Annotated in this window: 19 protein-coding genes and 2 pseudogenes; 11 read left to right on the top strand and 10 right to left on the bottom strand. The window is 69.6% G+C overall.

What is annotated here, in order from left to right; translation table 11 throughout:
• Positions 1-10 precede the first annotated feature (10 nt).
• From ACWDSL_RS15980 to ACWDSL_RS15970, 3 genes are read right to left on the bottom strand one after another with little or no spacing between them, the layout of a single operon-like run.
• Entirely contained in the window at positions 11-937 is a 927-nt protein-coding gene (locus ACWDSL_RS15980) for an ABC transporter ATP-binding protein (protein WP_450485688.1), read from the bottom strand.
• On the bottom strand, positions 934-1,833 hold the full coding sequence (locus ACWDSL_RS15975) for an ABC transporter permease (protein ID WP_398530950.1): 900 nt from the start codon (positions 1,831-1,833) through the stop codon (positions 934-936). The genes ACWDSL_RS15980 and ACWDSL_RS15975 overlap by 4 nt, the downstream gene beginning before the upstream one ends.
• A complete protein-coding gene (locus ACWDSL_RS15970; RefSeq protein WP_450485686.1) occupies positions 1,823-2,980 on the bottom strand; it encodes an ABC transporter ATP-binding protein in 1,158 nt (385 codons plus the stop codon). The genes ACWDSL_RS15975 and ACWDSL_RS15970 overlap by 11 nt, the downstream gene beginning before the upstream one ends.
• A gap of 429 nt (positions 2,981-3,409) precedes the next feature.
• On the opposite strand from ACWDSL_RS15970, the pseudogene ACWDSL_RS15965 reads away from it, so the two are divergent.
• The 7 genes and pseudogenes from ACWDSL_RS15965 to ACWDSL_RS15935 all read left to right on the top strand — a co-directional run bounded on the left by ACWDSL_RS15965 (position 3,410) and on the right by ACWDSL_RS15935 (position 11,656).
• A pseudogene (locus tag ACWDSL_RS15965) lies at positions 3,410-5,543 on the top strand (autotransporter).
• Positions 5,544-5,615: 72 nt separating this feature from the next.
• Entirely contained in the window at positions 5,616-6,044 is a 429-nt protein-coding gene (locus ACWDSL_RS15960; RefSeq protein ID WP_450485684.1) for an SseB family protein, read from the top strand.
• Positions 6,031-6,552 carry a hypothetical protein gene (locus ACWDSL_RS15955; RefSeq protein WP_450485682.1) on the top strand — a complete coding sequence of 174 codons (522 nt, stop codon included), beginning with the start codon at positions 6,031-6,033 and terminating at the stop codon, positions 6,550-6,552. The genes ACWDSL_RS15960 and ACWDSL_RS15955 overlap by 14 nt, the downstream gene beginning before the upstream one ends.
• Positions 6,552-9,570 (top strand): annotated as a pseudogene (locus ACWDSL_RS15950) (RHS repeat domain-containing protein); the annotation flags it as partial. The gene ACWDSL_RS15955 and the pseudogene ACWDSL_RS15950, both read left to right, overlap by 1 nt.
• A 289-nt stretch (positions 9,571-9,859) precedes the next feature.
• Positions 9,860-10,303, top strand: coding sequence for a DUF5958 family protein (locus ACWDSL_RS15945; RefSeq protein WP_450485680.1), 444 nt, complete (start codon positions 9,860-9,862; stop codon positions 10,301-10,303).
• 584 nt (positions 10,304-10,887) lie between these two features.
• Positions 10,888-11,076 (top strand): hypothetical protein, encoded by a 189-nt coding sequence (locus ACWDSL_RS15940; RefSeq protein ID WP_450485678.1) that lies wholly within the window; start codon positions 10,888-10,890, stop codon positions 11,074-11,076.
• A gap of 238 nt (positions 11,077-11,314) precedes the next feature.
• Positions 11,315-11,656, top strand: coding sequence for a hypothetical protein (locus ACWDSL_RS15935; RefSeq protein ID WP_450485676.1), 342 nt, complete (start codon positions 11,315-11,317; stop codon positions 11,654-11,656).
• A gap of 491 nt (positions 11,657-12,147) precedes the next feature.
• Here the strand turns inward: ACWDSL_RS15935 and ACWDSL_RS15930 are convergent, their stop codons facing one another.
• Complete coding sequence (locus tag ACWDSL_RS15930) at positions 12,148-12,318, bottom strand: hypothetical protein (protein WP_450485674.1); 171 nt, start codon at positions 12,316-12,318, stop codon at positions 12,148-12,150.
• A gap of 743 nt (positions 12,319-13,061) precedes the next feature.
• Between ACWDSL_RS15930 and ACWDSL_RS15925 the strand changes: the two genes are divergently transcribed.
• From ACWDSL_RS15925 to ACWDSL_RS15915, 3 genes are read left to right on the top strand one after another with little or no spacing between them, the layout of a single operon-like run.
• On the top strand, positions 13,062-13,892 hold the full coding sequence (locus tag ACWDSL_RS15925; protein WP_450485672.1) for a helix-turn-helix domain-containing protein: 831 nt from the start codon (positions 13,062-13,064) through the stop codon (positions 13,890-13,892).
• The gene (locus ACWDSL_RS15920; protein WP_450485671.1) at positions 13,889-14,101 is read left to right on the top strand and encodes a DUF397 domain-containing protein; all 213 of its coding nucleotides are present in this window, start codon (positions 13,889-13,891) and stop codon (positions 14,099-14,101) included. The genes ACWDSL_RS15925 and ACWDSL_RS15920 overlap by 4 nt, the downstream gene beginning before the upstream one ends.
• Positions 14,098-14,310 (top strand): DUF397 domain-containing protein, encoded by a 213-nt coding sequence (locus ACWDSL_RS15915; RefSeq protein WP_450485669.1) that lies wholly within the window; start codon positions 14,098-14,100, stop codon positions 14,308-14,310. Before ACWDSL_RS15920 ends, ACWDSL_RS15915 begins: the two co-directional genes overlap by 4 nt.
• Positions 14,311-14,346: 36 nt before the next feature.
• Here ACWDSL_RS15915 and pspAB read toward each other — a convergent pair whose 3' ends face one another.
• The 3 genes from pspAB to ACWDSL_RS15900 all read right to left on the bottom strand — a co-directional run bounded on the left by pspAB (position 14,347) and on the right by ACWDSL_RS15900 (position 16,937).
• Positions 14,347-14,937, bottom strand: a complete 591-nt coding sequence (pspAB, locus tag ACWDSL_RS15910; RefSeq protein WP_450485668.1) for a PspA-associated protein PspAB — start codon at positions 14,935-14,937, stop codon at positions 14,347-14,349.
• A 5-nt stretch (positions 14,938-14,942) separates the two neighbouring features.
• Positions 14,943-15,854 carry a zinc metalloprotease HtpX gene (htpX, locus tag ACWDSL_RS15905; RefSeq protein ID WP_450485666.1) on the bottom strand — a complete coding sequence of 304 codons (912 nt, stop codon included), beginning with the start codon at positions 15,852-15,854 and terminating at the stop codon, positions 14,943-14,945.
• Between the two features lie 174 nt (positions 15,855-16,028).
• Complete coding sequence (locus tag ACWDSL_RS15900; protein WP_450485664.1) at positions 16,029-16,937, bottom strand: LLM class flavin-dependent oxidoreductase; 909 nt, start codon at positions 16,935-16,937, stop codon at positions 16,029-16,031.
• A 97-nt stretch (positions 16,938-17,034) separates the two neighbouring features.
• On the opposite strand from ACWDSL_RS15900, the gene ACWDSL_RS15895 reads away from it, so the two are divergent.
• Complete coding sequence (locus ACWDSL_RS15895; RefSeq protein WP_450485662.1) at positions 17,035-17,940, top strand: Cof-type HAD-IIB family hydrolase; 906 nt, start codon at positions 17,035-17,037, stop codon at positions 17,938-17,940.
• 91 nt (positions 17,941-18,031) lie between these two features.
• On the opposite strand, the gene ACWDSL_RS15890 is transcribed toward ACWDSL_RS15895, so the two are convergent.
• From ACWDSL_RS15890 to cydB, 3 genes are all read right to left on the bottom strand, one after another.
• Positions 18,032-18,841 carry a hypothetical protein gene (locus ACWDSL_RS15890; protein WP_450485660.1) on the bottom strand — a complete coding sequence of 270 codons (810 nt, stop codon included), beginning with the start codon at positions 18,839-18,841 and terminating at the stop codon, positions 18,032-18,034.
• A gap of 242 nt (positions 18,842-19,083) precedes the next feature.
• Positions 19,084-22,743 (bottom strand): thiol reductant ABC exporter subunit CydD, encoded by a 3,660-nt coding sequence (gene cydD / locus ACWDSL_RS15885; protein ID WP_450485658.1) that lies wholly within the window; start codon positions 22,741-22,743, stop codon positions 19,084-19,086.
• A 22-nt stretch (positions 22,744-22,765) separates the two neighbouring features.
• On the bottom strand, positions 22,766-23,773 hold the full coding sequence (gene cydB, locus ACWDSL_RS15880) for a cytochrome d ubiquinol oxidase subunit II (RefSeq protein WP_450485710.1): 1,008 nt from the start codon (positions 23,771-23,773) through the stop codon (positions 22,766-22,768).
• Positions 23,774-23,791: the final 18 nt, after the last annotated feature.

The raw sequence follows: 23,791 nt of genomic DNA, 5'->3' as shown, positions 1-23,791 counted from the left end.
TTCCGGCCGCTCAGGCCGCGACGAGGTAGGAGAAGACGCTCTCCAGGGACTCGTCGGAAGGCGAGACCGTGAGGAGCCGGACGCCCAGATCGCGGGCGACGCGGGGCAGCAGTTCGGTGAAGCGGGTGAAGTCGACCGCCTGGATGTGCAGCCCGGCTTCGGGGCCGCCGCTCGCGTCCACCTCGATACCCGCGGTGGAGTGGTCGGCGATGAGGGCGGCGGCGAGCGCGCGGTCGTCGCTTGAGCGCACCAGATAGCGGTGCGGACGGTCGGTCATCAGGCGGCGGATCTTGCGGAAGTCCCCGGAGGCCGCGTGCCGCCCGGCGACGATCACCTCGATATGCGCGGCGAGCTGTTCGACCTCCTCCAGGATGTGCGAGGAGAACAGGACGGTACGGCCCTCGTCCCCCATCCGCCGCAGCAGCTCCATGAGTTGCATCCGCTGGCGTGGATCCATGCCGTTGAACGGCTCGTCGAGCAGCAGCACCGACGGCTCGTGGACCAGCGCGGAGGCCATCTTCACCCGCTGCCGCATGCCCTTGCTGTACGTGGCGATGCGACGGGCGCCCGCGAAATCCATCTCGACCGTCTCCAGCGCCTTGCGGGCGGCTGCGCGAGGGTCGGGCAGACCGTGCAGTTCGGCGTTGGCGATGACGAACTCGCGGCCGGTCAGGAAGTCGTACATCCCCTCGCGCTCGGGGACGATACCGATCTGGCGGTAGGCCGCTTCATTGCGCCAGATGGTGGCCCCGTCCAGGGTGACCGAGCCGGTGGAAGGCGCCAGGAAGCCGCCCATCATGCCGATGAGGGTGGACTTGCCCGCGCCGTTGGGGCCGAGGAGGCCGGTGACACCGGGGCCGATGCTCACGGTCACGTCGTTGACGGCGACGACGTTCCCGAACCAGCGGGAGACATTGTCGATGGCGATCGTGGTCACAGCCCGACCTTTCGGTAGCGGCGCAGGAGCAGGCCGTAGGAGCCGGCGATCAGGCCGAGGAGGACGAGGAGGAAGACGAGTCCCGCCCCGGTGCCGGGGCCGAATCCGCCGGGGTAGGCGGAGGAGGCGCCGAGGAAGGCCGTCTGGACTCCGTCGATGATGGTGATCGGCGAGAACAGGCCGATCCAGCTGACCGCGTCGGTGTTGTTCTGGTCCCATGCGATGGCCTGCAGAGTGGACACCGCGCCGTACGAGATGGACAGTACGGCGATGACGGCCGCCACGCCGAAGCCGCGGCGCGGGGTGAGCGCGGCGATGACCAGGCTGATGCCGGCGAAGAGGAGCGAGAGCAGAAGCACGGAGACCAGTCCTTGCGCGAAGGCCTTCGTCTGGTCGGCGAAGTCCAGCTTGGCGAGCAGGGCACCCACGTACAGGATCACCAGCGGAGCGCCGGTGAGGGCGAAGAGCGCGGAGGCCATGGCGGCGAACTTGGCCGTCACATAGTCCGCCGCTTCGATGGGGCGGGAGAAGTAGAGCGGAATCGTCTTGAAGCGCAGGTCCCTCGAGACGGACTGGGGGGCCTGGGCCGCGGTGTACAGGCCGATGACGGCCTGCATGATGATCGCGTATCTCGTGTACTCGACGGGGAGCTCGTTCGCCTTGGTCGTCACGGCCACCGCGACGATGATGAGCGCGGGCACGCACATCACGGCGGCCAGCAGCATCGGCGCGACCTTGGACTTGGCGGAGCGGCCGAGGCCGTAGGCGCCGCGCAGACTCTGGGAGAACAGCGAACGGCGGGCGTAGGCGCGGCCCAGGCGCGGGCCCTCGTAATGGCGGTAGCCGATGTTGTGAATGACATCGGCGCGCTGCTGGGTCGCGGACTCAGGCGGCATCGGCGGCACCTCCGCTTCCGTTCGATGTGCGGCTCCGCCGCGTGGCGTTCTTGTCTCCGTCGGGGGCGTCGTCGGGCGCGTGGCCGTGCGCGTCGCCGGGCGCATCGTCCGCGGCGTCCTCGTGCGCGCCGTCGTGCGCGTCGTCCGCGGCGTCGTCGTGCGCGTCCTCGTGCGCGTCCTCGTCGCGGAAGATCTCGGCGATGCGGTGGCGGCGCTGCTCCATACGGATCAGGCCGAGGCCGAGCCCGGCGATGGCGTCCCGGACCACGTCGTACGTCTCGTCACCCGCGACGTCCACCAGCAGCACATGGTCGGAGGCGGGCCCCCCGTCGCCGGAGCGGCCCGCGGGCTGGACCGTGAGACCGGCCTCGGCGAGGTGGGCGCGGAGCGCGGCCGTGCCATCCGGGTGGGCGGCGGTGTCGGTCACCTCGACCGCGAGCGAGGCCGTGGCCTGTGTGAAGTCACGGGTGGAGCTGGAGCGCAGCAGCTTGCCGCCGTCGATGACCACGACGTGGTCGCAGGTGCGCTCCAGCTCGCCGAGCAGATGCGAGGTGACCAGGACCGAGATGCCGAAGTCGGTGTGGACCCGGCGGATCAGGCCGAGCATCTCGTCGCGGCCCGCCGGGTCGAGGCCGTTGGTGGGCTCGTCGAGCAGCACCAGCCGCGGGTCGTGGACCAGCGCCTGGGCGAGCTTGACGCGCTGCTTCATACCGGTGGAGTAGCCCCCCATGGGGCGGTACCGCTCCTCGTAGAGCCCCACATGGCGCAGGGTGTCGGCGGTCCGCTCGCGGGCGGCGGCGGGCGGCAGCCCGGACATGCGCGCCATATGGACGACGAACTCGGTCGCCGAGACATCGGGCGGCAGACAGTCGTGCTCGGGCATATAGCCCACCCGCTCGCGGATGGCGCTGCCGTCCTTGGCCACATCGAGGCCCAGGACGGTGGCGCGCCCCTCGCTGGCGGGGGACAGCCCCAGCAGGATCTTGATCAGGGTGGACTTACCGGCCCCGTTGGCACCTACCAGGCCGGTGACGCCCGGCGTGATGTCGACGGAGAGCCGGTCGAGCGCGGTGACCCGGGGGAACCGCTTGCTCAGGCTTTCGGTGGCGATCACAGTCACGTATTCGACCGTAGTGGCGTGCGCCACAGCGGGCGTCAGTCCAGACGGCTGGTTTTCCCTAGTTCTCGGGTCTGACGGTCCCGTAAGGGACAGCACTTTCGACAGGGCCGGCCCTCGCGGACGAGCACAGCTGGACGACATGCTCCGACCGCCGAGCGCGGGCATCGTCTCGCGCCTTTGGCGCAAAGCGGCCAGCAGCGGGAGAGGAGGGGGCGCCGGAGGCATCGTCGCCGTCCAGCCCAAGCGGGCCGTCACCGGCTGGCGAGCGTCGGAACGGGTGGCGGTCGCCCAGAAGCGGTAGACGCCGGTCCGGTTGGGGCTCTCCCCCACCCCCTCCCAAAAAAATGCTTGCTCTACATCAAGCAACACGTTGTGCCGGCCTGCGGAGGGGGCGGCGGAGGCGAAAAGTCGGTGAGATTTCTGTTATCGGGACCGGCCCTGGACCGTCTCCGCTACGTGCGCAGCCTCACTCACAAGACAACAGCATCCGCCGGCGCCCTCGCTGTGGTCGCCCTCGTGCTCGGAGCCCCGGCCGCGAGCGCCGCCGGGCCCGGGCCCCGGGACGTGACCGCCGACGTGCTGGCGGGCCGGAACGTGACGCTCGCCGGCGACACGGTGGTGACCGTGCCGGCCGGGACGACCACGTACGACGGCGTGTTCAGCGGCACCGGCACGCTCACCGTGCGCGGCACCGGCACACTGATCCTCACCAGGGACAGCGACTTCAGCCTGCCGAAGGCCCCGGCAGCGGCAGGTGGTGAGGACGCCGGGCGGCAACCATCCGTACGTCACCGTCACCAACCCGGACCCGCCGGCCGTGACCGTGGCGAAAGGCGCCACCCTTCAGTACGGCAACGGCGGCGCCACCGGACTGATCGGCCACTTTCCGTACAACACTCCGGCGTTCCGGCTCAACCAGGACAACATCCGGGTGGACGGCACCCTGCGGCTCTCCCTGAAGAGCTCCTACAACCTGGGCACCATCAGCGGCTCCGGGCTGGTCACCCAGCCGAGGTTCCTCTGGGGCACCTGGGACCTGTCGGGCGCGCACCCCTTCTCCGGGGTGATCGACAACGGTACGCAGGTGAACGCGGGCCGGCCGGAGTACGCGACGTCGCTGCGGTCCGTCCGCAAGGTCCTCAACCAGGGCACCTGGACCGTGGACACCCCGCTGGGACAGACCGTCACCATGGGCATGGACTTCTACCAGCGCGAGTACGGCAGCGATATCAACGTCCAGTCCCGGCCGGGGAGCAAGGTCATCCTGACCGGCCAGTACAGCTGGTCGGACCAGGGCGGCGACACCGATCCCTCGCTCAGTGACCCCGCCCTGAACTGGGCGCCCGCGCGGAAGAACGTCAACAAGCGCGGCACCAACATCAAGGGCGCCGACGTCCAGTGGGGCGACGGCACCACGAACAAGATCTTCATGCCGGGCACCGCCGACACCGTCTACATCAACCTGCTGGCGGCCCGCTCCCGTTCCCTGCTCACCTTCGACTACAACGGCCCGGTGACGCTGGGCGCCCCCATCGGCGGGGGGCGCTTCCACGACACGCTCTCCGCGCCCGGCGCGGGCGACATCGTCATCAAGGGGACGAAGGGCAACGACGTCACCTTCGCCGCCGTCCAGTACTACAACGGCTCGACGACCGTCGAGAAGGGCGCCGTACTGCGTCTTGGCAGTGGCAAGCGGGGCGGCGACGGCGGGCTCTACACCAAGGGCGACCTCTACAAGGTCGTCAACAACGGCTCTCTGGTGCTGAACAACACGGGCAAGTCCGCCATCCTGTCCCAGATCGGCGGAACCGGATCGCTCACCCAGGCGGGTGCCGCGACGACGACCCTGACGGGCAGCGCGGTGACGTACACGGGGACGACGACGGTCAAAAAGGGCACGCTGGCGCTGCGCTCCGGGGCGACCCTCGCCCGCAGCAAGGCGATCCGCCTCACTTCGGCGGGGGCGAAGCTGGACGTGGGCACGACGGGCCTGCGGGTGGCGACCTCGTTGTCCGGCAAGGGCACGGTGAAGGGCTCGGTGACCAACCAGGGCGAGGTCACCGGCGGCCTCGCCGTGACCGGTGACTACACGCAGAGCGCGAAGGGGAGACTGGCCTTGCGCTCCGACCGGCCGTTGGAGGTGTCGGGCAAGGCCAGGCTGGCCGGGAAGCTCGACGTTTCGGGCGTCGGGGCCAAGCCGCCGCGGAAGATCAGCGTCCTGGACCACAAGGGCGGCGCCAAGACCACGGGCGCGTTCACCGGTCTCCGTGAGGGGGCCGAGGTGAAACTCGCCGGCACCACGTACCGGATCAGCTACCGGGGCGGGGACGGCAACGACGTGCTGCTGACCGCCGCCACCGCCGCCACCGCTGCCGCCCGCGCGTCCGCGAGCGCCCATGCCGACGCGGCCTCCCCCGGTGCGGCGGCGGAGATCACGACGGAGAACGCGAGCTCCGCGGGCGACAGCGGACCCGGCTGGTGGCCGTACGCGCTGGCGGTAGGGCTGCTGACCGGCTTGGCGGTGCCAGTGGCGCGGCGCAGGGGCAGGTCCGGTGGGCGACGGGGTGGACGGCACGCCGCGCACGGGTAACTCATGGAGTGATTGCGAAGAGGTGCGTGTCAGTCACCCAAGGTGTCGGTCACCTGTGTGAAGATAGCCCTCATGTTTGGGGGAGGGAACACCAGATCGCCTGGTCAGGGCGGCAAAGCGAGCCTGTCCGACCTGGTCCGCCAGGAGACCGCCGCGCAGATGTCGGAGCGGGAGAAGTGGGCGGCGCTGCGCGCGGCGCGGCTGTACTTCCAGCGCCCGGAGAACCCGGGGTTCCTGGTCTCGGAGACGGCGGAGGCCGGCCCGCTCGTGCCCGTCTTCACCTCGCTCGAGGGCCTTGCGCGCTTCGCGGGAGCGTGCGGATGGGCCTCCACGACGGCCGAGGACCTGGTGGGGCTGTTGCCCGAGGGCGTACGGGCGTTGGTGGACCCACTGGGCAAGCACCCGTTCCTGCTGGACGCGCAGACGCTGCGCGAGGCAGAGGACGAGGGCCAGGACGAGGGCCAGAGCGAGGGCGAGGGGGCTGACGATGGCGGATCCTGACGCGCCGAGTGCGAACCGGTCCCTCCCCGAGGGTGGCCCGGACGGCAGGTACGGCGGCAACGAGGGCGCCGACGGCTACAAGATCGAGATCGCTGCGGTGAAGGCTCAGATCGGCCCGTTGGAGGAGTCGGTGGTCGGGGCCCGGGCGGTCAAGAACAACCAGGAGAAGCTGACGGCCTATCTCCAGCACTGCGGGGCGCCCGATCTCCTGGAGTCGGGCAAGGCGTTCGTCAAGGAGTGGGGGTTCGGCATGGGCGAGCTCGCGGACCATGCGGATGTGGTGGTGGAACGGCTGTACGAGGCGGTGGCCGGGTACATGCTGGCGGATCTGATGCGGGTGAAGGACTTCTGGCCCTCGGACGCGAACATGGCAAAGCTGCCGAGCGGCGCGGCGGGCAAGTGGTCCTGGGAGCACGTGGGCGCGCCGGAGATGGAAGAGCGCCCGGGGAACACGGCGTTGGCGAAGTTCGCGCGTCAGGCGCTGGGTGAGTACGAGGACGAGTCCTGATGGCGGACCCGGATGCGGTGCGGCCCCCGCAGATACGGATACCGGTGGGCGCGAAGCCCAAGGACCTGATCCCCGGCAATCCCGATGACGTCGATGACCTGGTGCTGGAGCTACGCGCGTATGCGGGCGCCTTCCAGGACGGCAAGGACAAGCTGCGGCTGGCGGACCTGCAAGACTGGCAGGGCCGGGGCGCGGGTGAGTTCCGGAAGTCCGTCGACCGGCTGCCGAAGGAACTGACCTCGGGCCACGACCAGTTCACGCACGTGGCGAGTGCGCTGGCGTCGTACGCCACCAAGCTGCGCTCCGTACAGAAGCGCTGCGAGCCGATCATCGAGGACGCGGACGCTGCGCGGGCGGCGTCCAAGGCGCACTTCAAGAAGGTCGAGGCCTACGACGACGCGGTGACGCGCGGCGATGCGCAGCTGCCGGAGAAGCCCGCGGAGACCGATCCGGGCGTCTCCGCGATGGAGGACTGCATCGGTCGGCTGGACAAGCTGGTCGCCGAGCTGGACCTGGTCGTCGACGCGTCGAAAAAGAAGATCGACAAGGCGACGGAGAAGGCCCCGAACAAGCCGAGCAACTGGCAGAAGGCCGGGGACAGCCTCAAGGACGGGCTGTGGAAGGCCCATTACATGATCCTCGACATGGCCGAACTCCCCGCCTCGCTCATCAAAGGCGACGGCGCAGGGTTCTCGATGCTGCTGGCCGGCATGCTGGACGGCGCGGCGTACGCGGCGGCGCACCCGAAGGAGTTCGTGAAGGCGGCCACCAACTGGGACATGTGGTCCAAGGACCCGATCCGCGCGGCCGGCGAGATCACCCCGTCGCTGCTGCTCGCCGTGGCCACGGGCGGTTCGAGCGTGCTGCGCAAGGAGCTGAGGAACGTCGGCAAGACCCCTGCCGAGCGGCTGGCGCTGCGTAAGAAGGAGCTGGGCCGGGACGGCGAGGCGTCCGACCGGGCGAACGACAAGGGCACGGACAAGTGCGGGGTCGAGAAGGACTGCGAAACCGACCCGGTTGACGTGGCGACCGGCGAGATGCTCATGTCGGCCACGGACGTGTCCCTGCCGGGGGCGCTGCCGCTGGTCCTGGAGCGTACCTTCGTCTCCGGTCACACCTGCGGAGGATGGTTCGGCCGCACCTGGTCCGCCACCCTCGACCAGCGACTGGAGCTGGACGCGGAAGGGATCGTGTTCGTAGCGCCCGAGGGCATGGTGCTGCGCTACGCGGTACCTCAACCCGAGGAGGACACCTACCCAGTGCGGGGCCCGCGCTGGCCACTGCGCTGGGACGGCACGCCGGGCGGCACGATGCGGATCGAGATCCCCGAGCAGGCCCGCACCCTCCACTTCACGCCCCCGGCCGCAAACGGCAACGAACTCCCCCTCCAGATGATCGAGGACCGCAACGGCCGGTCCATCACCTTCACCTATGACGCGGACGGCACCCCGCTGGAGGTGGCACATTCCGGCGGCTACCGCATCGCGGTCGACACGGACCCGGAGTTGCTGCGCATCACCGCGCTGCGCCTGCTGGGCGTCGGAGACGCCGAGACGGGCACCACGCTGGTCTCCTTCGGCTACAACGGCGCGGGCGACCTGACCGAGGTCTTCAACTCCGCCGAAGAACCGATGCGGTTCACCTACGACGACCAGCACCGCATCACATCCTGGACCGACCGCAACGGCACCGTCGGCGAACCCGGATGCGGAGTTGCACCGCACATACGACGCCCAGGGCAGGGTCCTAACCGAGACCGTCAACGACAAGACCACCGCGTACACCTACAACCAGGCGGGCAACCGCACCGGCCGGATCACCCCGAGCGGCCTGCGCTCGGAATGGGCATACGACGCGACGGGCCGCCCCACGACGCTCACCACGGCGGACAACGCGCTGCACTTCGCCTACGACGCGGTGGGCCGCGAGACAGCACGCACACTCGGCGACGACGTGGCGCTCACTCAGACCTGGGACGCCCTGGACCGCCTGACGACCCAGTCCCTCACCCACGGCGACACGTCCACGCTGCTGCAGCACCGGGAGTACGCCTACCGCCCGGACGACCACCTCACCGAAATCCGCGAGCTGACCTCCGGCACCCGCCGCTTCGACCTCGACCCGGTCGGCCGCGTCAGGGCGGTCCACGCCCACGGCTGGACCGAGACCTACACCTACGACAGCGCGGGCAACCTCACCCACGCCACCGCCCCCAACCACCAATCCCCCGGCGACCGCCAGTTCACCGGCACCATCCTCCACCGCGCCGGCCGCACCACCTACGAACACGACGCCCAAGGCCGCCTCGTCCGCCGCACCCGCAAACTTCTCAACGGCCAGACCCGCACCTGGACCTACACCTGGAACGCGGAAGACCGCCTCACCCACGCCACCACCCCGGGCGGCGAGGAGTGGACCTACACCTACGACCCCCTGGGCCGCCGCACCACCAAACAACGCCTCGCCGAGGACGGCACAAACGCCGACCGGATCCACTTCACCTGGGACGGCACCCGCCTGGCCGAACAAACCACAAGGGACGGGGCCACGACAACCTGGGACTACGCCCCAGGAACCCACCGCCCCATATCCCAAACCGAGCGCCGAACTCCGCTGGATCCAACGGAGGAGCAGGCGTCATCCATCCTCCACGCGGCCGACAGCACCCCCCAATCGGAGTACGACGCCCGCTTCCACGCCATCATCACCGACCTCGTCGGCACCCCCACCGAACTGGTCACCCCCAACGGCACCCTCGCCTGGCAACACCGCACCGCCCTCTGGGGCACCCCCCTCCCCACCCCACCCGGCACAGCCGACTGCCCCCTCCGCTTCCCCGGCCAATACGCCGACCCAGAAACCGGCCTCCACTACAACTACTTCCGCCATTACGACCTCGAAACCGCCCGCTACACCTCACCAGACCCATTGGGCCTGGCTCCAGCTCCCAACCCAGAGTCATACATCGATAACCCCTACGCCTGGGCCGATCCCCTCGGCCTCGCGCCGGAATGCCCCCATAAATGGCGCGGCCCCGGGTTGCGAACGCCGTCAGAGGCTGGCATAAGCCCGAACGACGCTCGACGCATTCAGAATGCCGCCAATAAAGCAGGTGAGCCCATTATTGTAGTTGGAAGCCGCGCGAGCGGAACGGCCAACCCAGCATCGGACTGGGATTACATCCTGTCTGGCCCATCCAGGACCCGACACAGCGTCCATAATTCCTTGCCAAGGGGAACGGGTGACGGCGAAGGCAGTGGACGCGGTCGGGACTTCTGGCAGACTTATAACCCAGACCGACCAGACTATGCAGAGCTGGACAGAGATAAGCCGTATGTTGTATTCCAACCCGAAAGTGGTTGATCGCATGAGAGAGTCGGAGCGAATTATCAATGAGGTTGCCCAAGGACTGCGCAGTATGGAAGCGGCCGTGAGCTGGTTCGGCTCACTGGCCCAAGCCGAGCAGAAAGCTGTGCTGCAAGAGGTGGTCCGATACTCGATGCAGGCCCACGCAACATCGGAGGACGGGCGAAACGGCCTGGCGCAGTCAGGGGTGAAGCCGACGATGACCCCTGCTGTACTGATAGTTCGAGAACCAATTCTCGAACAAATGGGAAAGATTATTAATCTCCCTCCGAGTGAGTATGTAAAGTCCTTCCGCGTTCTGCTTTCGACATTCGCAGTCGCCGACACGCGACGAAGAGAAACGGAGTGTCGCGGCGCATGCAATCACGCTTGGCACAATCTATGAGCCTTTCCGCGATGACGGCAGAGCGATGGTTTGATGCTGTGGCTGCCGGGACCAGCGCAGTGTGTGGTAGACGCGTTGAAAGGACCTGGGGGATGACATCAATCAACAGGAAGTCAAAGCGGTCCTAGATCTGCTCGACCTGAATGGGAATATCGACGATCTGGCTCCCACCGCACGGTCTGCGAGTGCTGGTCAAATCGATGAGGTCGTGTATCTTCGCCCGAAGAGTGCGATCAGGGTGCTCGACAAGTTTCTCTCAGGTAGCGTCTCCGCTCGTGAACTTACCGAGTGGGCGGAGGTTGTGCATTCTTTGTATGCCATTGGCGTGGCCGAAGGGCATGAGGACTTGCTGATTCAGCTCCTCTTTGAGATCTCCACTCCTGAGCTATTTTACGAGATTAACGCGGAGACCTGTTCGAGGTGGATCACTAGGCTGGAGCAGGCGATCTCCTGATACAGGTCATCGCCAGGCCCAGTCTTCCGACCGCAGGCGGCTCCGAGTGCCGCGCGGGTGGTGGCGATGGCGAAGCTGTCGGGAAAGGTGATCCAGGCTTCGGGGTCCGATGAGCGGGTGGAGCCGGCGGATGAGCCGGTGCAGGCCGACCAGACCTGGGTTCGCTCGGCGCAAGGCGCTCTCAGCCCGTGAGGACGGCTTCCTCGACGGCTCGGAACAACTGCTCCAGCTCCACAAAGTACGGATGAAGATGCACCACTTGACCAGCAGGGAGTCAACTCTGCCCCGGCGGTCCGGCCGCATCGTCGACCTCTTCTGATCAATCCGCGAGTTGCGCCTTGCGTAACCACAGCGCGAGGCAATCGTCGCGCTGCGTCACTGGTAAAGTCCGTGTCATGTCCACCCCACAACATCCAGGTTGGGACACGGGCCAGGATCCCAATCAGGCCCCGCCTGTCGGATACGGTCCCCCGGCGGGTTACGGCCCACAGCCACCTACCGCCTACCAGCCGTACCCTTCGCACGGCCCCGAGGCCGGGCCAGGATATCCACAGCCGATGACCATGCCAGGGACGGTCCGGGCCGCGCAGATACTGGTCTTCGTCATGGTGGGACTCGTCGCGCTCCGTATAGCACTGGCTGGTGACCCGGAGAAAGCCGGTGAGATCACCGGGGCAAGCTTTCCGGTGATCATTGCCTTTGTGTGCGCGCTCCGCTTCGGCAAGAGCAAAAGCAGGATGACAACGATTGTCGCCGCGTCACTGATGATCGCCATCGCGTTCCGCGCGATGGGACAGGGTCAACCGGCTGGACTGGTCGACCTAGTTATAGGCGTCACGATCGTGGTGCTGCTGTCGCTGCGGCAGTCCGCCCAGTGGTTCCACCGGGCCCGCTCCTGACACAAACCACGCCCGGGCGTCGCGCTGCGCCGTGATATCCGGGCCGCTACCTCTTCACACTCCGTGCTGGCCCGACTCTGCGGCAGGACAGAGGCAGGGGTCTATACGCCAATGCCAGGGACTCTCACGTCCCAAGCCTGGTTTGCGGTGAGTATCGGACAGCGAAACGCCGTGGTGTCGGCGTGTCGCTGTCCCATACTCACCGCAAAGTCACTGGCATTGGTCTCTATGCCGATGTCATTCCCAGTGTGACTCGTCGCAGGCGTCGGGATGCTTCTTGGCCTCCGCTGGGAACTTGACGTTTCCGGCGTCGGTCATCCACTCCCGCCCGCCTGCAGCCGGGCGTAGGAAGGCGACACGGGGCCCGGGCATCCGGTGGTCGAAGATGAGATCGTCAACGTGACAGACGTCCTGGAGGACGCCGACGCGCCCCGAGGCAGCGTCGTACGCTTCCTGGCCCACCCTTGGGCCCCTGTACGGCGTCGGCCGGCTCATACGGGCAGCCCCCAACGGGCCGTACGGCCCGGCGTTTCGTGGGACGGATGACGGCGGCGCAAGATCTCGTACGTGGTCGCCTTGCCGTAATCCCCGTCCCGCTTGGCCTTCTCGCGCAACGCGATGCACTCCCGGCACTTCGCGCAGCCTCGGGCTCCAACTGTCATGCTCCGCGCCATCAACGGCCTCACCGCCGCGTCCCCTGTTCCAGGTGCTTGCGGATCGCCTTGGCCAAAGCCTCCGCGCGCTGCTCCAACTCCTTGAGAGTTGGGCGCGGTCCGGGACCACCCGGCGTCTCCTGCGGAGGTGTCCCCGCGCTCATCGCGTCATTCCCAACGCCCGCTCACGCTCGTACTCGACGACGTACAACCCCACAGGGTCGACGTCCCAGACAATCGGGAAGCGCTCGGCAGCCGGGATGCGCGGGAGGGGGAGCGTGGGTGGGTCCTCGTGCAAGACAGATGAGGGCGTGGAGGGCTCGACGGCGACGGGCATTGGAGGCGGCGGTACGGGAGCGTGGACAGGGCGAGGTGCCACGTACGCCGCGCTATGCCGACCCTGGTCGGCCGCGATGACGTACCGCATGCGCCGCAGCAGTTCTGCGGTTGCGCTCACCGTGCGGCGCTTCATCGACATCCACCCCGCTCGCAGCGATTCAAGCGACCGAAGCGCGGTGTCTTGTAGCCGGTGAGCTATGCGGACGGACACGCGTCGGAGGTCAATCGTGGTCGCAGCGTCTGACGCGGATTCGATGATCTGTTCGGGGGGAACCACCATCAGGGGCCTTCTTTCATCTGGCACTCCTGCTCGTGACCAGTAGTCACCTTGCATGGTCACAGCCTGTCGCCTGGCGCGTACGATCTGAAGTCATTGATGTCCCAACCGGCCCATCGGGAAATGAGGTTGCTCGATGCCAGCTCGGCCATGCGCACTGACACCAGATCGTTCCGCCCGTCACCTGTTTGGTGCGGAGATGCGCCGATTGCGAGGAGCGGCAGGGATGTCCCTTGAGGCTCTGGCCGCTGTCACCAAGTTCAGCAAGAGTTCGCTGGCGCGGTTCGAGACGGCAGAATCCATGATTCCGCCGGAGCTTCCGGCCATACTCGACGCGGCGTTCGGTACGGATGGCATCTTCGGGAAGCTGTACGCCCTCGCTCGCAAGGAGATCCATCCGGACCAGTTCCGCCGTCGTATGGAGCTTGAGGCGCGGGCAAGGCTCATCGAGGATTACACCCCGCAGATCGTGCCGGGCCTCGCGCAGACCGACGACTATGCACGTGCTCAGTTCGTCCTGGCCAACCCCAAAGCGACGCGCGACAAGATCGAGGAACTGGTCACGGCCCGCATGAGTCGGCAAGCTCTGCTGATGGCCGACCCTCCGCCCGACTTCTCCATGATTCTTGATGAGGCAGTGCTACGGCGGGGCATCGGCGGAGCAAGAGTCATGCGGGCCCAACTGAGCCATCTCGCTGAACTAGCGCTCACGCCGACAACTGTGGTTCAAGTCCTCCCATTCGAACATGGAGGGCACGCACTGCTAGGGGGCTCCCTGACGCTGATGACCTTGGACGATGGGACACGAGTGGCTTACGAAGAGAGCATCACAACCGGAACGTTGCTAGAAGACCTGGAGGTCGTCGCGGACCGTCAGCGGTCCTACGATCTACTCAGGGCGTGCGCCCTGTCGCCGGGTGACTCGGCGGCGTTCATTCGGTCCGTATTGGAGGCACTACCAGCATGAGCACCGCCCCTGACCTCTCCTACGCGAAGTGGGCCAAGTCCAGCTATAGCGGCAACGGAGGCGGCAACTGTGTTGAGTGGGCGCCGAACATCGCCGCCTCTGACTTGGTCCCGGTCCGGGACTCCAAGGTCCCCGGCGGCCCGGTGCTCATATTCGAGGCCGCCGCTTGGGCGTCATTCGTGACCTTCGCCAAGGCGTGCCGCATATGAGCCTCACCCCCGACCTGCTCCGCGCGAAGTGGGTCAAGTCCTCGTTCTCCGGCAACGGAGGGGCGCAGTGCGTCGAGTGGGCGCCGAACATCGCCACCTCCGGGCTGGTCCCCGTCCGGGACTCCAAGGCCCCCGACGGCCCAGCGCTCATATTCGAGGCCGCCGCCTGGGCGTCATTCGTCGCCTTCGCCAAGACGCGCGACATCTGACACCCGCCCTCAGAGGCAAGCCCCCGGAGGCGGCGCTCAGCCGGCCATACCGGGCGCGCCCCACACCGGGAACCAGCGGCTCAGGTCCTCCTCGACCCGTAGATCGTCGCCGAGCAGCCCCCGCACCTGGAGCTCGAGCGCGTTGTCGCGCTTCTCGCCGCGGCCGGGCAGCGGGGCGAAGGGGTAGAACGTGCCGCGCTTGTACAGGTACACCAGCGCGAGTGGCCGAGCCTCCGCGTCCCGGAAGCCGACCAGGGAGCACAGCAGCTGCGGGCCGAAGCCGGCGTCCTGGAGCAGGGTGTTGACCGCGTGCAGATCGCTCACCAGGGCCGCCAGATCGTCCCGCGGCTGCCGGGCCAGCAGCCAGGTGTAGCCGTACTCGTCCCGGCTGAACTCGACGGGCACCCCGCCGCGTTCGGTGTCCGCGTCCAGCAGGGCCCGTACCTCCTCCTGGAGCCGGTCGAAGGCGCCGCCCTCGACGCTCGCGAAGCACACCGAGCCGAGACCCGTGGGGGTGAACCCCGCCCCCGCCTCCAGCGTCACCGCGGCCGATGGCAGCGCGAAGAGCTGGTCGAGATCGGGCCGTACGGGCTTGCTGCGGCCGAGGACGGCATCCCAGAAACCCATGGTTCTCAGCCCCTCTCCGCCTGGCCAAGCTGGGCGGAGACGCGAGCCAGCTGTTCGAGCCGCCGCTCCAGCGTGGGGTGGGAGGCGAACAGCCGGCTCAGGCTCTGCCCGCTGAGCGCCGGGGCGAAGTAGAAGGCGTTGAACGGCTCCGCCCGGCGCAGATCGCGGGTGGGTATTCGGGCTATCTGCCCGGTCACCTTGGTCAGCGCGGCAGCCAGCGCCGAGGGACGGCCGGTCAGCAGGGCACCGGCGCGGTCGGCGCTCAGCTCCCGGTAGCGGGAGAGCAGCCGGGTGAGCAGGAAGCTGATCGCGTAGACCACGGCGCTCACCAGCGGGATGATCAGCACCGCGATGGCGGTATTGGAGTCCCGGCTGTTACGGCTGCTCAGGCCGCCCCACAGGGCGACGCGGGTCATGATGCCCGCCAGGACGCCCAGGAACGAAGCTATGGTCATGACCGCCACATCCCGGTGAGCGACATGCGACAGCTCATGCGCGAGCACGCCCTCCAGCTCCTCCGGCTCCAGCCGGCGCAGCAGCCCTGTCGTCGCGCAGACCATCGAGTTGCGCTGGTTGCGGCCGGTCGCGAAGGCGTTGGGCACATCGGAGTCGGCGATGGCCACCTTCGGCTTGGGCATATCGGCGAGCGCGCACAGCCGGTCGACCGCGCCGTGCAGCTCGGGCGCCTGCTCGGGGGTGACCTCCCGGGCGCCCATGGAGAACGCCGCGATCCGGTCGCTGAACCAGAACTGCGCCACGAACAGCCCGCCCGCGATCAGCAGGATCAGCGGCCAGGCCCCGCGCAGCAGGGCCAGCAGCACGCCGACGAAGACCACGTAGAGCAGACCGATGAAGAACATCGTGGTCACCATGCGGGCGGTCAGCCCCCGGTCGGGGGCGTATCGGGTGCGTGGCATGGGTGCCTCCCAGCAACGGTGGTGGCCGGAATCTCTACACCCGATTCTGCTCCCTATAGCCGTCTTGTCGGAGTAAACCCGCCTTGCACCGGCAAAACCGGTCACATAGGAGTGAAGGCTTTTGAGCTATTTGCCCTATTTAGAGTTGCGGGATCAGGGTTGCGGCGCCCCCGGCTACCTGCCCAGCTGCGCCAGACCGTCCGTGGCGATCTTCTCGAAGACCGCGAGATCCGCCGCGAAGACCGAATCGGGGATCGGCCAGTGCAGCACGATCTCGTCGATGCCCAGCCGCGCGTGTTCCCCGGCGAAGTCGACGAACGCGTCGACGGAGGAGAGCGGCCGCTTCGGGTCGGGGGTGAAGCCGGTGAGCAGGACCTTGTCCAGCTCCACCACGTCCCGCCCGGCCTCGGCGCACGCCTCGCCCAGCCGGTCGATCTGGCGCCCGATGGCGGCCACCGACTCGGCCGGTGTCCCCGTCTCGTAGATCTTCGGGTCGCCCGTGGTCACCCACGCCTGCCCGTGCCGCGCCGCGAGCCGCAGCCCGCGCGGGCCGGTGGCGGCGACGGCGAAGGGCAGCCGGGGCCGCTGGACGCAGCCGGGGATGTTGCGCACCTCACGGGCGCTGTAATGCCGGCCCTCATGGGTCACCGCGTCCTCGGTCAGCAGCCGGTCGAGCAGCGATACGAACTCACCGAAACGGTCGGCCCGCTCCCGCGGCGTCCACGCCTCCTCGCCGCCGGACAGCAGCGCCGTCGCGTCGAAACCGGAGCCGCCCGCCCCGATGCCCAGAGTGATCCGGCCGCCGGAGATGTCGTCCAGGGAGATCAGCTCCTTGGCCAGCGTGACGGGGTGGCGGAAGTTCGGGGAGGTGACCAGGGTGCCAAGCCGCAGCCGGGACGTCGCCGCGGCCGCCGCCGTGAGGGTCGGGATCGCGCCGAACCAGGGTCCGTCACGGAAGCTGCGCCACGACAGGTGGTCATAGGTGTACGCGGCGTGGAAACCCAGCTCCTCGGCGCGCTGCCACACCTGGCGGCCGCCCTCGGACCAGCGGCGTACGGGAAGGATCACGGTGCTCAGTCGCATGCCATCGAGCCTAGGTCCTCTCCGGGTGATCCCCGGACAATCCCCGGACAGGACCTGGGCCAGCCTGAAGGCACTCGTGCGCGGCATATGCGGGAGGATGGTTGCCGTGACTCCAGCAACCGAGCAGTCCGAGACCCCGGCCGCAGGCAGATCCCACTCCACCACACCCCGCCCCCGGCTGATCGCCACCGACCTCGACGGCACCCTGTTGCGGAATGACAAAACGGTCTCGGACCGCACCGTCGCCGCCCTCGCCGCGGCGGAGCGTGCGGGTATCGAGGTGTTCTTCGTCACCGGCCGGCCGGCCCGCTGGATGGGCGTGGTCAGCGAACATGTGCACGGCCATGGCCTGGCCATCTGCGCCAACGGCGCGGCCGTGGTCGATCTGCACGACGGCGGCCGGCTGCTCGACGCGCGCCCGCTGCCCGTGGACCGGGCGCTGGCCATCGTGGAGGCGCTGCGCGGCGCGGCTCCCGGCACCTCCTTCGCGGTCGAGCGCACCGAGGGCATCGCGTACGAACCGGACTACCCGCCCTTCCACCGCGACCCGAGCGCGATCATCGCCGCCGCCGAGAAGCTGCTGGACGAGGACGGCGAATGCGGCGGTACGCCGGTCCTCAAACTGCTCGCCCACCACCCCGCCATGGCGCCCGACGCCTTCTTGGAGCTGGGCCGCGCGGTGGCGGGGGCACACGGCGACTTCACCCGCTCCAGCCCGACCGCCCTGCTGGAGATCAGCGGGCTCGGGGTGAGCAAGGCCAGCACCCTGGCCCGGTGCTGCGCGCGCCGGGGCATCGCCCCCGAGGAGGTCGTGGCGTTCGGCGATATGCCCAACGACCTGGACATGCTGGCTTGGGCTGGCACCTCGTACGCGATGGCCAACGCCCACCCGCAGGTGCTGGCGTCGACCACCAGCCACACCGCGAGCAACGAGGACGACGGCGTCGCGGCCGTCATCGAGCGGATCCTGGAGGAGATCCGGGAAGAGATCCAGGAAGGCTGAGGCGCCCGGGGCGGGTCCGGGACGGGCCGCCCCCCGGCCGGGTGGCCGGAGGACGGTTCCGCAAGCCCGGAATCGTTACGACCGAATCGGCTTACCAGAAGAAGACGACGTATCCGGCGCCACCGACGCCGCCCGCCGTGCCGGCCGTGTTGGCCGGACCGCCAAAGCCGCCGTCGCCGCCTTCGCCCCTGATCCCGGGCGGATCGACGATGCCGTCGACCTCTTCGCCGCCCCCGTCTCCGGTCTGCCCGCTGTCACCGGTCCGGTTCACACCGCCCGTGATGCACGAGCCCGTGCCGCCGGCGCCGCCCGCACCGTCGGCGCCGTTGGTGGCGCCCACCCCGGCGCTGCCGTGGAGGCCACCGACGCCACCGGTGGCGCTGAGGAGGGTGGTGGTGCTGGGAGCGATCACGCTTGTGGTGCCACCGGTGCCACCGTTACCACCGTTGACACCGATGGGCCCGGCGGTACCGACGGTACCTGCGCCGCCCAGGTTCACCGTGTAGCTCTGCAGGGCCTGGACCGGGATGACGCACCAGGTGAAGCCACCGGCGCCGCCGCCACCGCCGTTGCCGCCGACACCGGTACCGGTCGGGGTGGCGCCGCCACCGCCGCCACCGCCACCACCGCCGCCGCCCCATGCCTGGACGTGCACCGAGGTCACGCCCGGGGGAGGCGTGAAGGACCCACTCGCGGTGAACTCCCGCACCCCGTGCAGGACGGTGGGGTACTGCGGCGGTCTGGGCGGATTGGGGCGACCGTCCAGGGGGCTCTCGTCCGCGATGGCGGCGGGGGCCGCGGTCAGCAACTGGCTGCTCAGGGCCACCGCGCTCACTGCGGCGGCCAAGACGGCCCGGTAGCGCGCCCGGGATCGTTTGGAGGTTGCGCTCTTGCTGTTCACGTGATGATTTCCTTCCCCGCGTCGGGCCAACAACTGTCGCGGAGTGCGATGGACGATAAGAGGACAAGCTGACCAAACGGCCCGCGAAGCTCATCCCACTGCCCGTTAAGGGAGTCCGCATGCTGACGCAGCGATAGTTGGCCCGCCCAGGTGAGGAGTTGCCCTGACCGGGCTAACTCCCGGTCGGACAGGGCCTCATCCGATCCCTTGATGCCGCCGTGTAAACCGTCCGCCGGAAAAAGTCACCTGGCGCCCGCCGCGGCCCTGACCGGGGGAGCGGCCGCCGCCAGGGCGTGGGCCTCCCCGGCCTCGCGCTCCAGCATTCGCCGGAACGGGCCTTTCTCCGTGGCGAGTTGAGCGTACGGACCGCGCTGCACGGCCCGGCCCCTGTCCAGCACGACGACCTCGTCGACCGCCTCCAGACCAGCCAGCCGATGGGTGATCAGCACGGTCGTACGCCCCCGTGTGGCGGACAGCAGATCGGCGGTCAGCGCGTCGGCCGTCGGCAGATCCAGGTGCTCGGCGGGCTCGTCGAGCACCAGCACCGGGAAGTCCGCGAGCAGCGCGCGGGCCAGGGCGAGCCGCTGGCGCTGCCCGCCGGACAGCCGCGCGCCCGACTCGCCGACCAGCGTGTCCAGCCCGTCGGGCAGCCCGTCCACCCACTCCAGCAGCCGGGCCGCGGCCAGCGCCTCGCGCAGTTCGCCGTCGCTCGCGTCGGTGCGGGCCAGGCGAAGGTTCTCGCGCAGCGAGCTGTCGAAGATATGCGCGTCCTGGGCGCACAGCCCCACCAACCGCCGTACCGCGTCAGGGTCCATGGCCACGGTGTCGCGGCCCGCGAGGGTGTACGTGCCCGTCCGCGGGTCCAGGAAGCGGAGCAGCACATGGGCGAGGGTGGTCTTGCCCGAGCCGGACGGGCCGACGACGGCGATCCGGCGGCCCGGGCGCAGCTCCAGGTCGAACCCGTTCAGGGCGGCTTCGGACCGCCCCGGATACCGGGCCGAGATCCCGCTCAGCACCAGCGGATACGCCCCCTGCGGGGTCTCCGTGGCCGCCGGGGCCGGGCCGGCCGGGCCCTGGTCCGGCGCCCCGTCCGCCACGTCCACCACGTCCACCACGTCGTACACCCGCCGCGCGGCCCGCCGCACCCGCTGGCGGTGCTGCACGGCCAGCGGCAGCCCCGCGACCGCCTCGAACGCGGCGAGCGGCATGAGCACCACGACGGCCAGCCACACCCCGTCGAGCCGGCCGTCGGCCACCGCCCGCACACCGACGAGCGCCGCGGCGGCCACGGTCAGCCCACAGGCCAGCGCGGACAGCCCGGCGCCCACGCCGGTGGCGGCCGCGCCCCGCCGGGCGATCCGGGTGAGGTTGCCGTCGGCGCGGCCCACCTCGTCCAGCCGGCGCGGCAGCGCACCGGCGACGGTCAACTCGGCGGTGCCGGTGAGCAGATCGACGACCTGGGCGGACAGCGCGCCGCGCGCCGGGGCCAGCCGGCGCTCCGCATGGCGGGCCACCACCCCGGAGACAAGGGGCGCCACGACCCCCGCCAGCAGAAGTCCGGCCGCCAGCACGGCGCCCGCCTCCGGCAGCAGCCGGCCGGTGAAGCCGACGGAGGCCACGCCCACGGCCAGCGCGGCGCCGACGGGCAGCAGCCAGCGCAGGAAGTAGTCCTGAAGGGCGTCCACGTCGGCGACCAGCCGGGAGAGCAGATCGCCGCGCCGGGTGTCCTTCAGCCCGACCGGCGCCAGCCGCTCCAGCCTGCGGTACACCGCGACCCGCAGCTCGGCCAGCACCCGCAGCACGGCGTCGTGCGAGACCAGGCGCTCGGCGTAGCGGAAGACGGCCCGGCCGATCCCGAACGCGCGGGTCGCGGTGACCGCCACCATCAGATAGAGCACGGGGGGCTGCTGTGACGCGCGGGAGATCAGCCATCCGGAGACGGCCATCAGCCCGACGGCGCTGCCCAGCGCGAGGGTGCCGAGCAGCAGCGCGAGCCCGAACCGCCCCCGCCAGGCCCGCCCCGACTCCCGTACCCACGCCAGCGGCGAGCGGCGCTCCGGTACGTGGTGCTCCTCGTACGCCGACGGGGCGTCGGGGGCTTCACGGTCGGTGCCCTGGTGCGCACCGTCCGCCGGGACGGTGCTCGGGGCCGCCGCGACCGGGGCCGCCGCGACCGGTGCCACGGCGGTGGGTCCTGGCAGCCGCACCACACGGTCGGCGAGGGGCAGCAGCGCCGGGCGGTGGACGACCAGGAGGACCGTACGGCCCTCGGCCAGCCGCCGTACCGCCTCGACGACCGCCGCCTCCGTCTCCCCGTCCAGGCCCGCGGTCGGCTCGTCGAGCAGCAGCACCGGCCGGTCGGCCAGGAACGCGCGCGCCAGCGCGATCCGCTGCCGCTGCCCCGCGGACAGGCCCGCGCCCATCTCGCCGAGGCGGGTGTCGGCCCCGTGCGGCAGCGCGTCGACGAAGCCGAGCGCGCCCGCGTCCCGCAGCGCGGCCCGTACGGCGGTGTCATCGGCTTCCGGCCGCGCCAGCCGTACGTTCTCGGCGACCGTCCCGGCGAACAGATACGGGCGCTGGGGCACCCAGGCGACCTGGCCGCGCCAGCTGTCGAGGTCGAGCGACGCCAGGTCCCGGCCCGCGACCAGTACCCGGCCCTCGGCCGGCGCGGCGAATCCCAGCAGGGCGTTCAGCAGCGTGGTCTTGCCCGCCCCGCTGGGGCCGACGACGGCCACCGTCTCGCCCGGCGCGATCTCGAACGAGGTCTCGGCCAGGGATGGTTCGGCGCGGTCCGGGTGGCGGACCACAAGACCCTCCACGGTCAGCGCCGCTCCCCGGGCGTCCGGGGCGGGCTCGGCGCCGGTGGCCCCGGGCTCCCGTTCGAGGACCGCGAAGACCTCGTCCGCGGCGGTCAGCCCTTCCGCCGCCGCGTGGTACTGCGCGCCCACCTGCCGCAGCGGCAGATACGCCTCGGGGGCGAGGACGAGCACCACAAGACCCGTATAGAGGTCCAGCTCGCCGTGGACCAGCCGCATACCGATGCCGACCGCGACGAGGGCGACCGACACGGTGGAGAGCAGTTCGAGCGCGAAGGAGGACAGGAAGGCCAGCCGCAGGGTGCGCAGCGTGGCCCGCCGGTAGTCGGCGGTGATGGCGCGGATCGACGCGGCCTGGGCCTTGGCGCGGCCGAAGACCTTGAGGGTGGGCAGGCCGGCGACGACGTCCAGGAAGTGTCCGGACAGCCGGGACAGCAGCCGCCACTGACGGTCCATCCGGGACTGGGTGGCCCAGCCGATGAGGATCATGAAGAGCGGGATCAGCGGCAGCGTGGCGGCGATGATCAGGGCCGAGACCCAGTCGGCGGTGACGATACGGGCGAGCACCGCCACCGGCACCACCATGGCCAGGCCCAACTGCGGCAGATAGCGGGCGAAGTAGTCGTCCAGAGCGTCGATGCCCCGGGTGGCGAGGGTGGTCAGCTCGCCCGTACCGCCCGCGCCGGGCGATGCGCCCGTACCGCCCTCGCCGGGCGATGCGCCCGTACCGCCCGGCGAGGCCGTACCGCCCGGCGAGGCCATCCGCTCAGGCCCCAGCCGCACCGCATGGGCGAGCAGCCGCAGCCGTAGCTCGGACTTGACCGCGGCCCCGGCCCGATGGGCGGCCAGTTCGGTCAGCCAGGCGACCGCGGCGCGGCCGACGGCGACGGCCGCCAGCAGCGCCAGCGGGCGCCCGAGCTCCCCGGGCGCCGCCCCGTGGACGAAAGCGGCGACCACCACCTCGGCGATCAGCATGGCCTGTGCCACCACAAACCCCGCCGACACCAGCCCCAACGCCACGGACGCGGCAAGGAACAGACGGGTCGCCCGGGCCTGGCGCAGCAGCCGGGGGTCGATTGGTTTCACGTGAAACACACCACCCGCGGGGTCAGTGACCGGTCGGCTCGGGAATGTGCTGGGTGCCGATCCGCTTACGGAAGACCCAGTACGTCCATGCCTGGTAGGCCATGATCAGCGGGGTCATCACGCCCGCGATCCAGGTCATGATCTTCAGCGTGTACGGGCTGGAGGCCGAGTCCGCCACGGTCAGGCTCCACTTCGGGTCCATCGAGGACGGCATGACGTCCGGGAAGAGCGCGAGGAAGAGCATCGCGACCGCCGCGGCGATGGCCACCCCGGACAGGGCGAACGCCCAGCCCTCCCGGCCGCGCCGGTTCATCACCAGCGCCGCGAGCAGCGCGACCGCCGAGACCAGCAGCGCGGCCAGCGAACGTCCGTTGCCGCCGTCGTGCTGCGTCCAGCCGAGGAAGGCCACGGCGAGCACGGCGGCGACCGGGCCGAGCCCCGCCGCGAACCGCCGCGCCCGGGTCCGGATGTCCCCCACCGTCTTGAGCGAGGCGAACACGGCGCCGTGGAAGGTGAACAGCACCAGGGTGAGCGCCCCGCCGAGCAGGGCGTACGGATTGACCAGATCGAGGAGGTCGCCGGCGTAGTTCTTGTCCGGTCCGATCGGCACGCCGCGCACCATGTTGGCGAAGATCGCGCCCCAGAGGAACGCGGGCAGCAGCGAGCACCAGAAGATCACGTTCTCCCAGTTGCGCTGCCAGCGCTCCTCGGGGCGCTTGTGCCGGTACTCGAAGGCGACGCCGCGCAGGATCAGACAGACCAGGATGACCAGCAGCGGCAGATAGAAGCCGCTGAAGAGCGTGGCGTACCAGTCAGGGAAGGCCGCGAAGGTCGCGCCGGCCGCCGTGATCAGCCAGACCTCGTTGCCGTCCCAGACCGGGCCGATGGTGTTGATGAGCACCCGGCGTTCCGTACGGTTCCGGGCCAGCGGCTTGGTCAGCACGCCGATGCCGAAGTCGAAGCCCTCGAGGAAGAAGTAGCCGGTCCACAGGACGGCGATCAGTACGAACCAGACGTCGTGAAGATGCAGTGACATGGCTCTCTCCGG

Source organism: Streptomyces sp. NPDC000941, from assembly GCF_053599555.1.
Note: the sequence above shows the minus strand (reverse complement) of the source record. Positions and strands in the feature narration are given on the sequence as shown.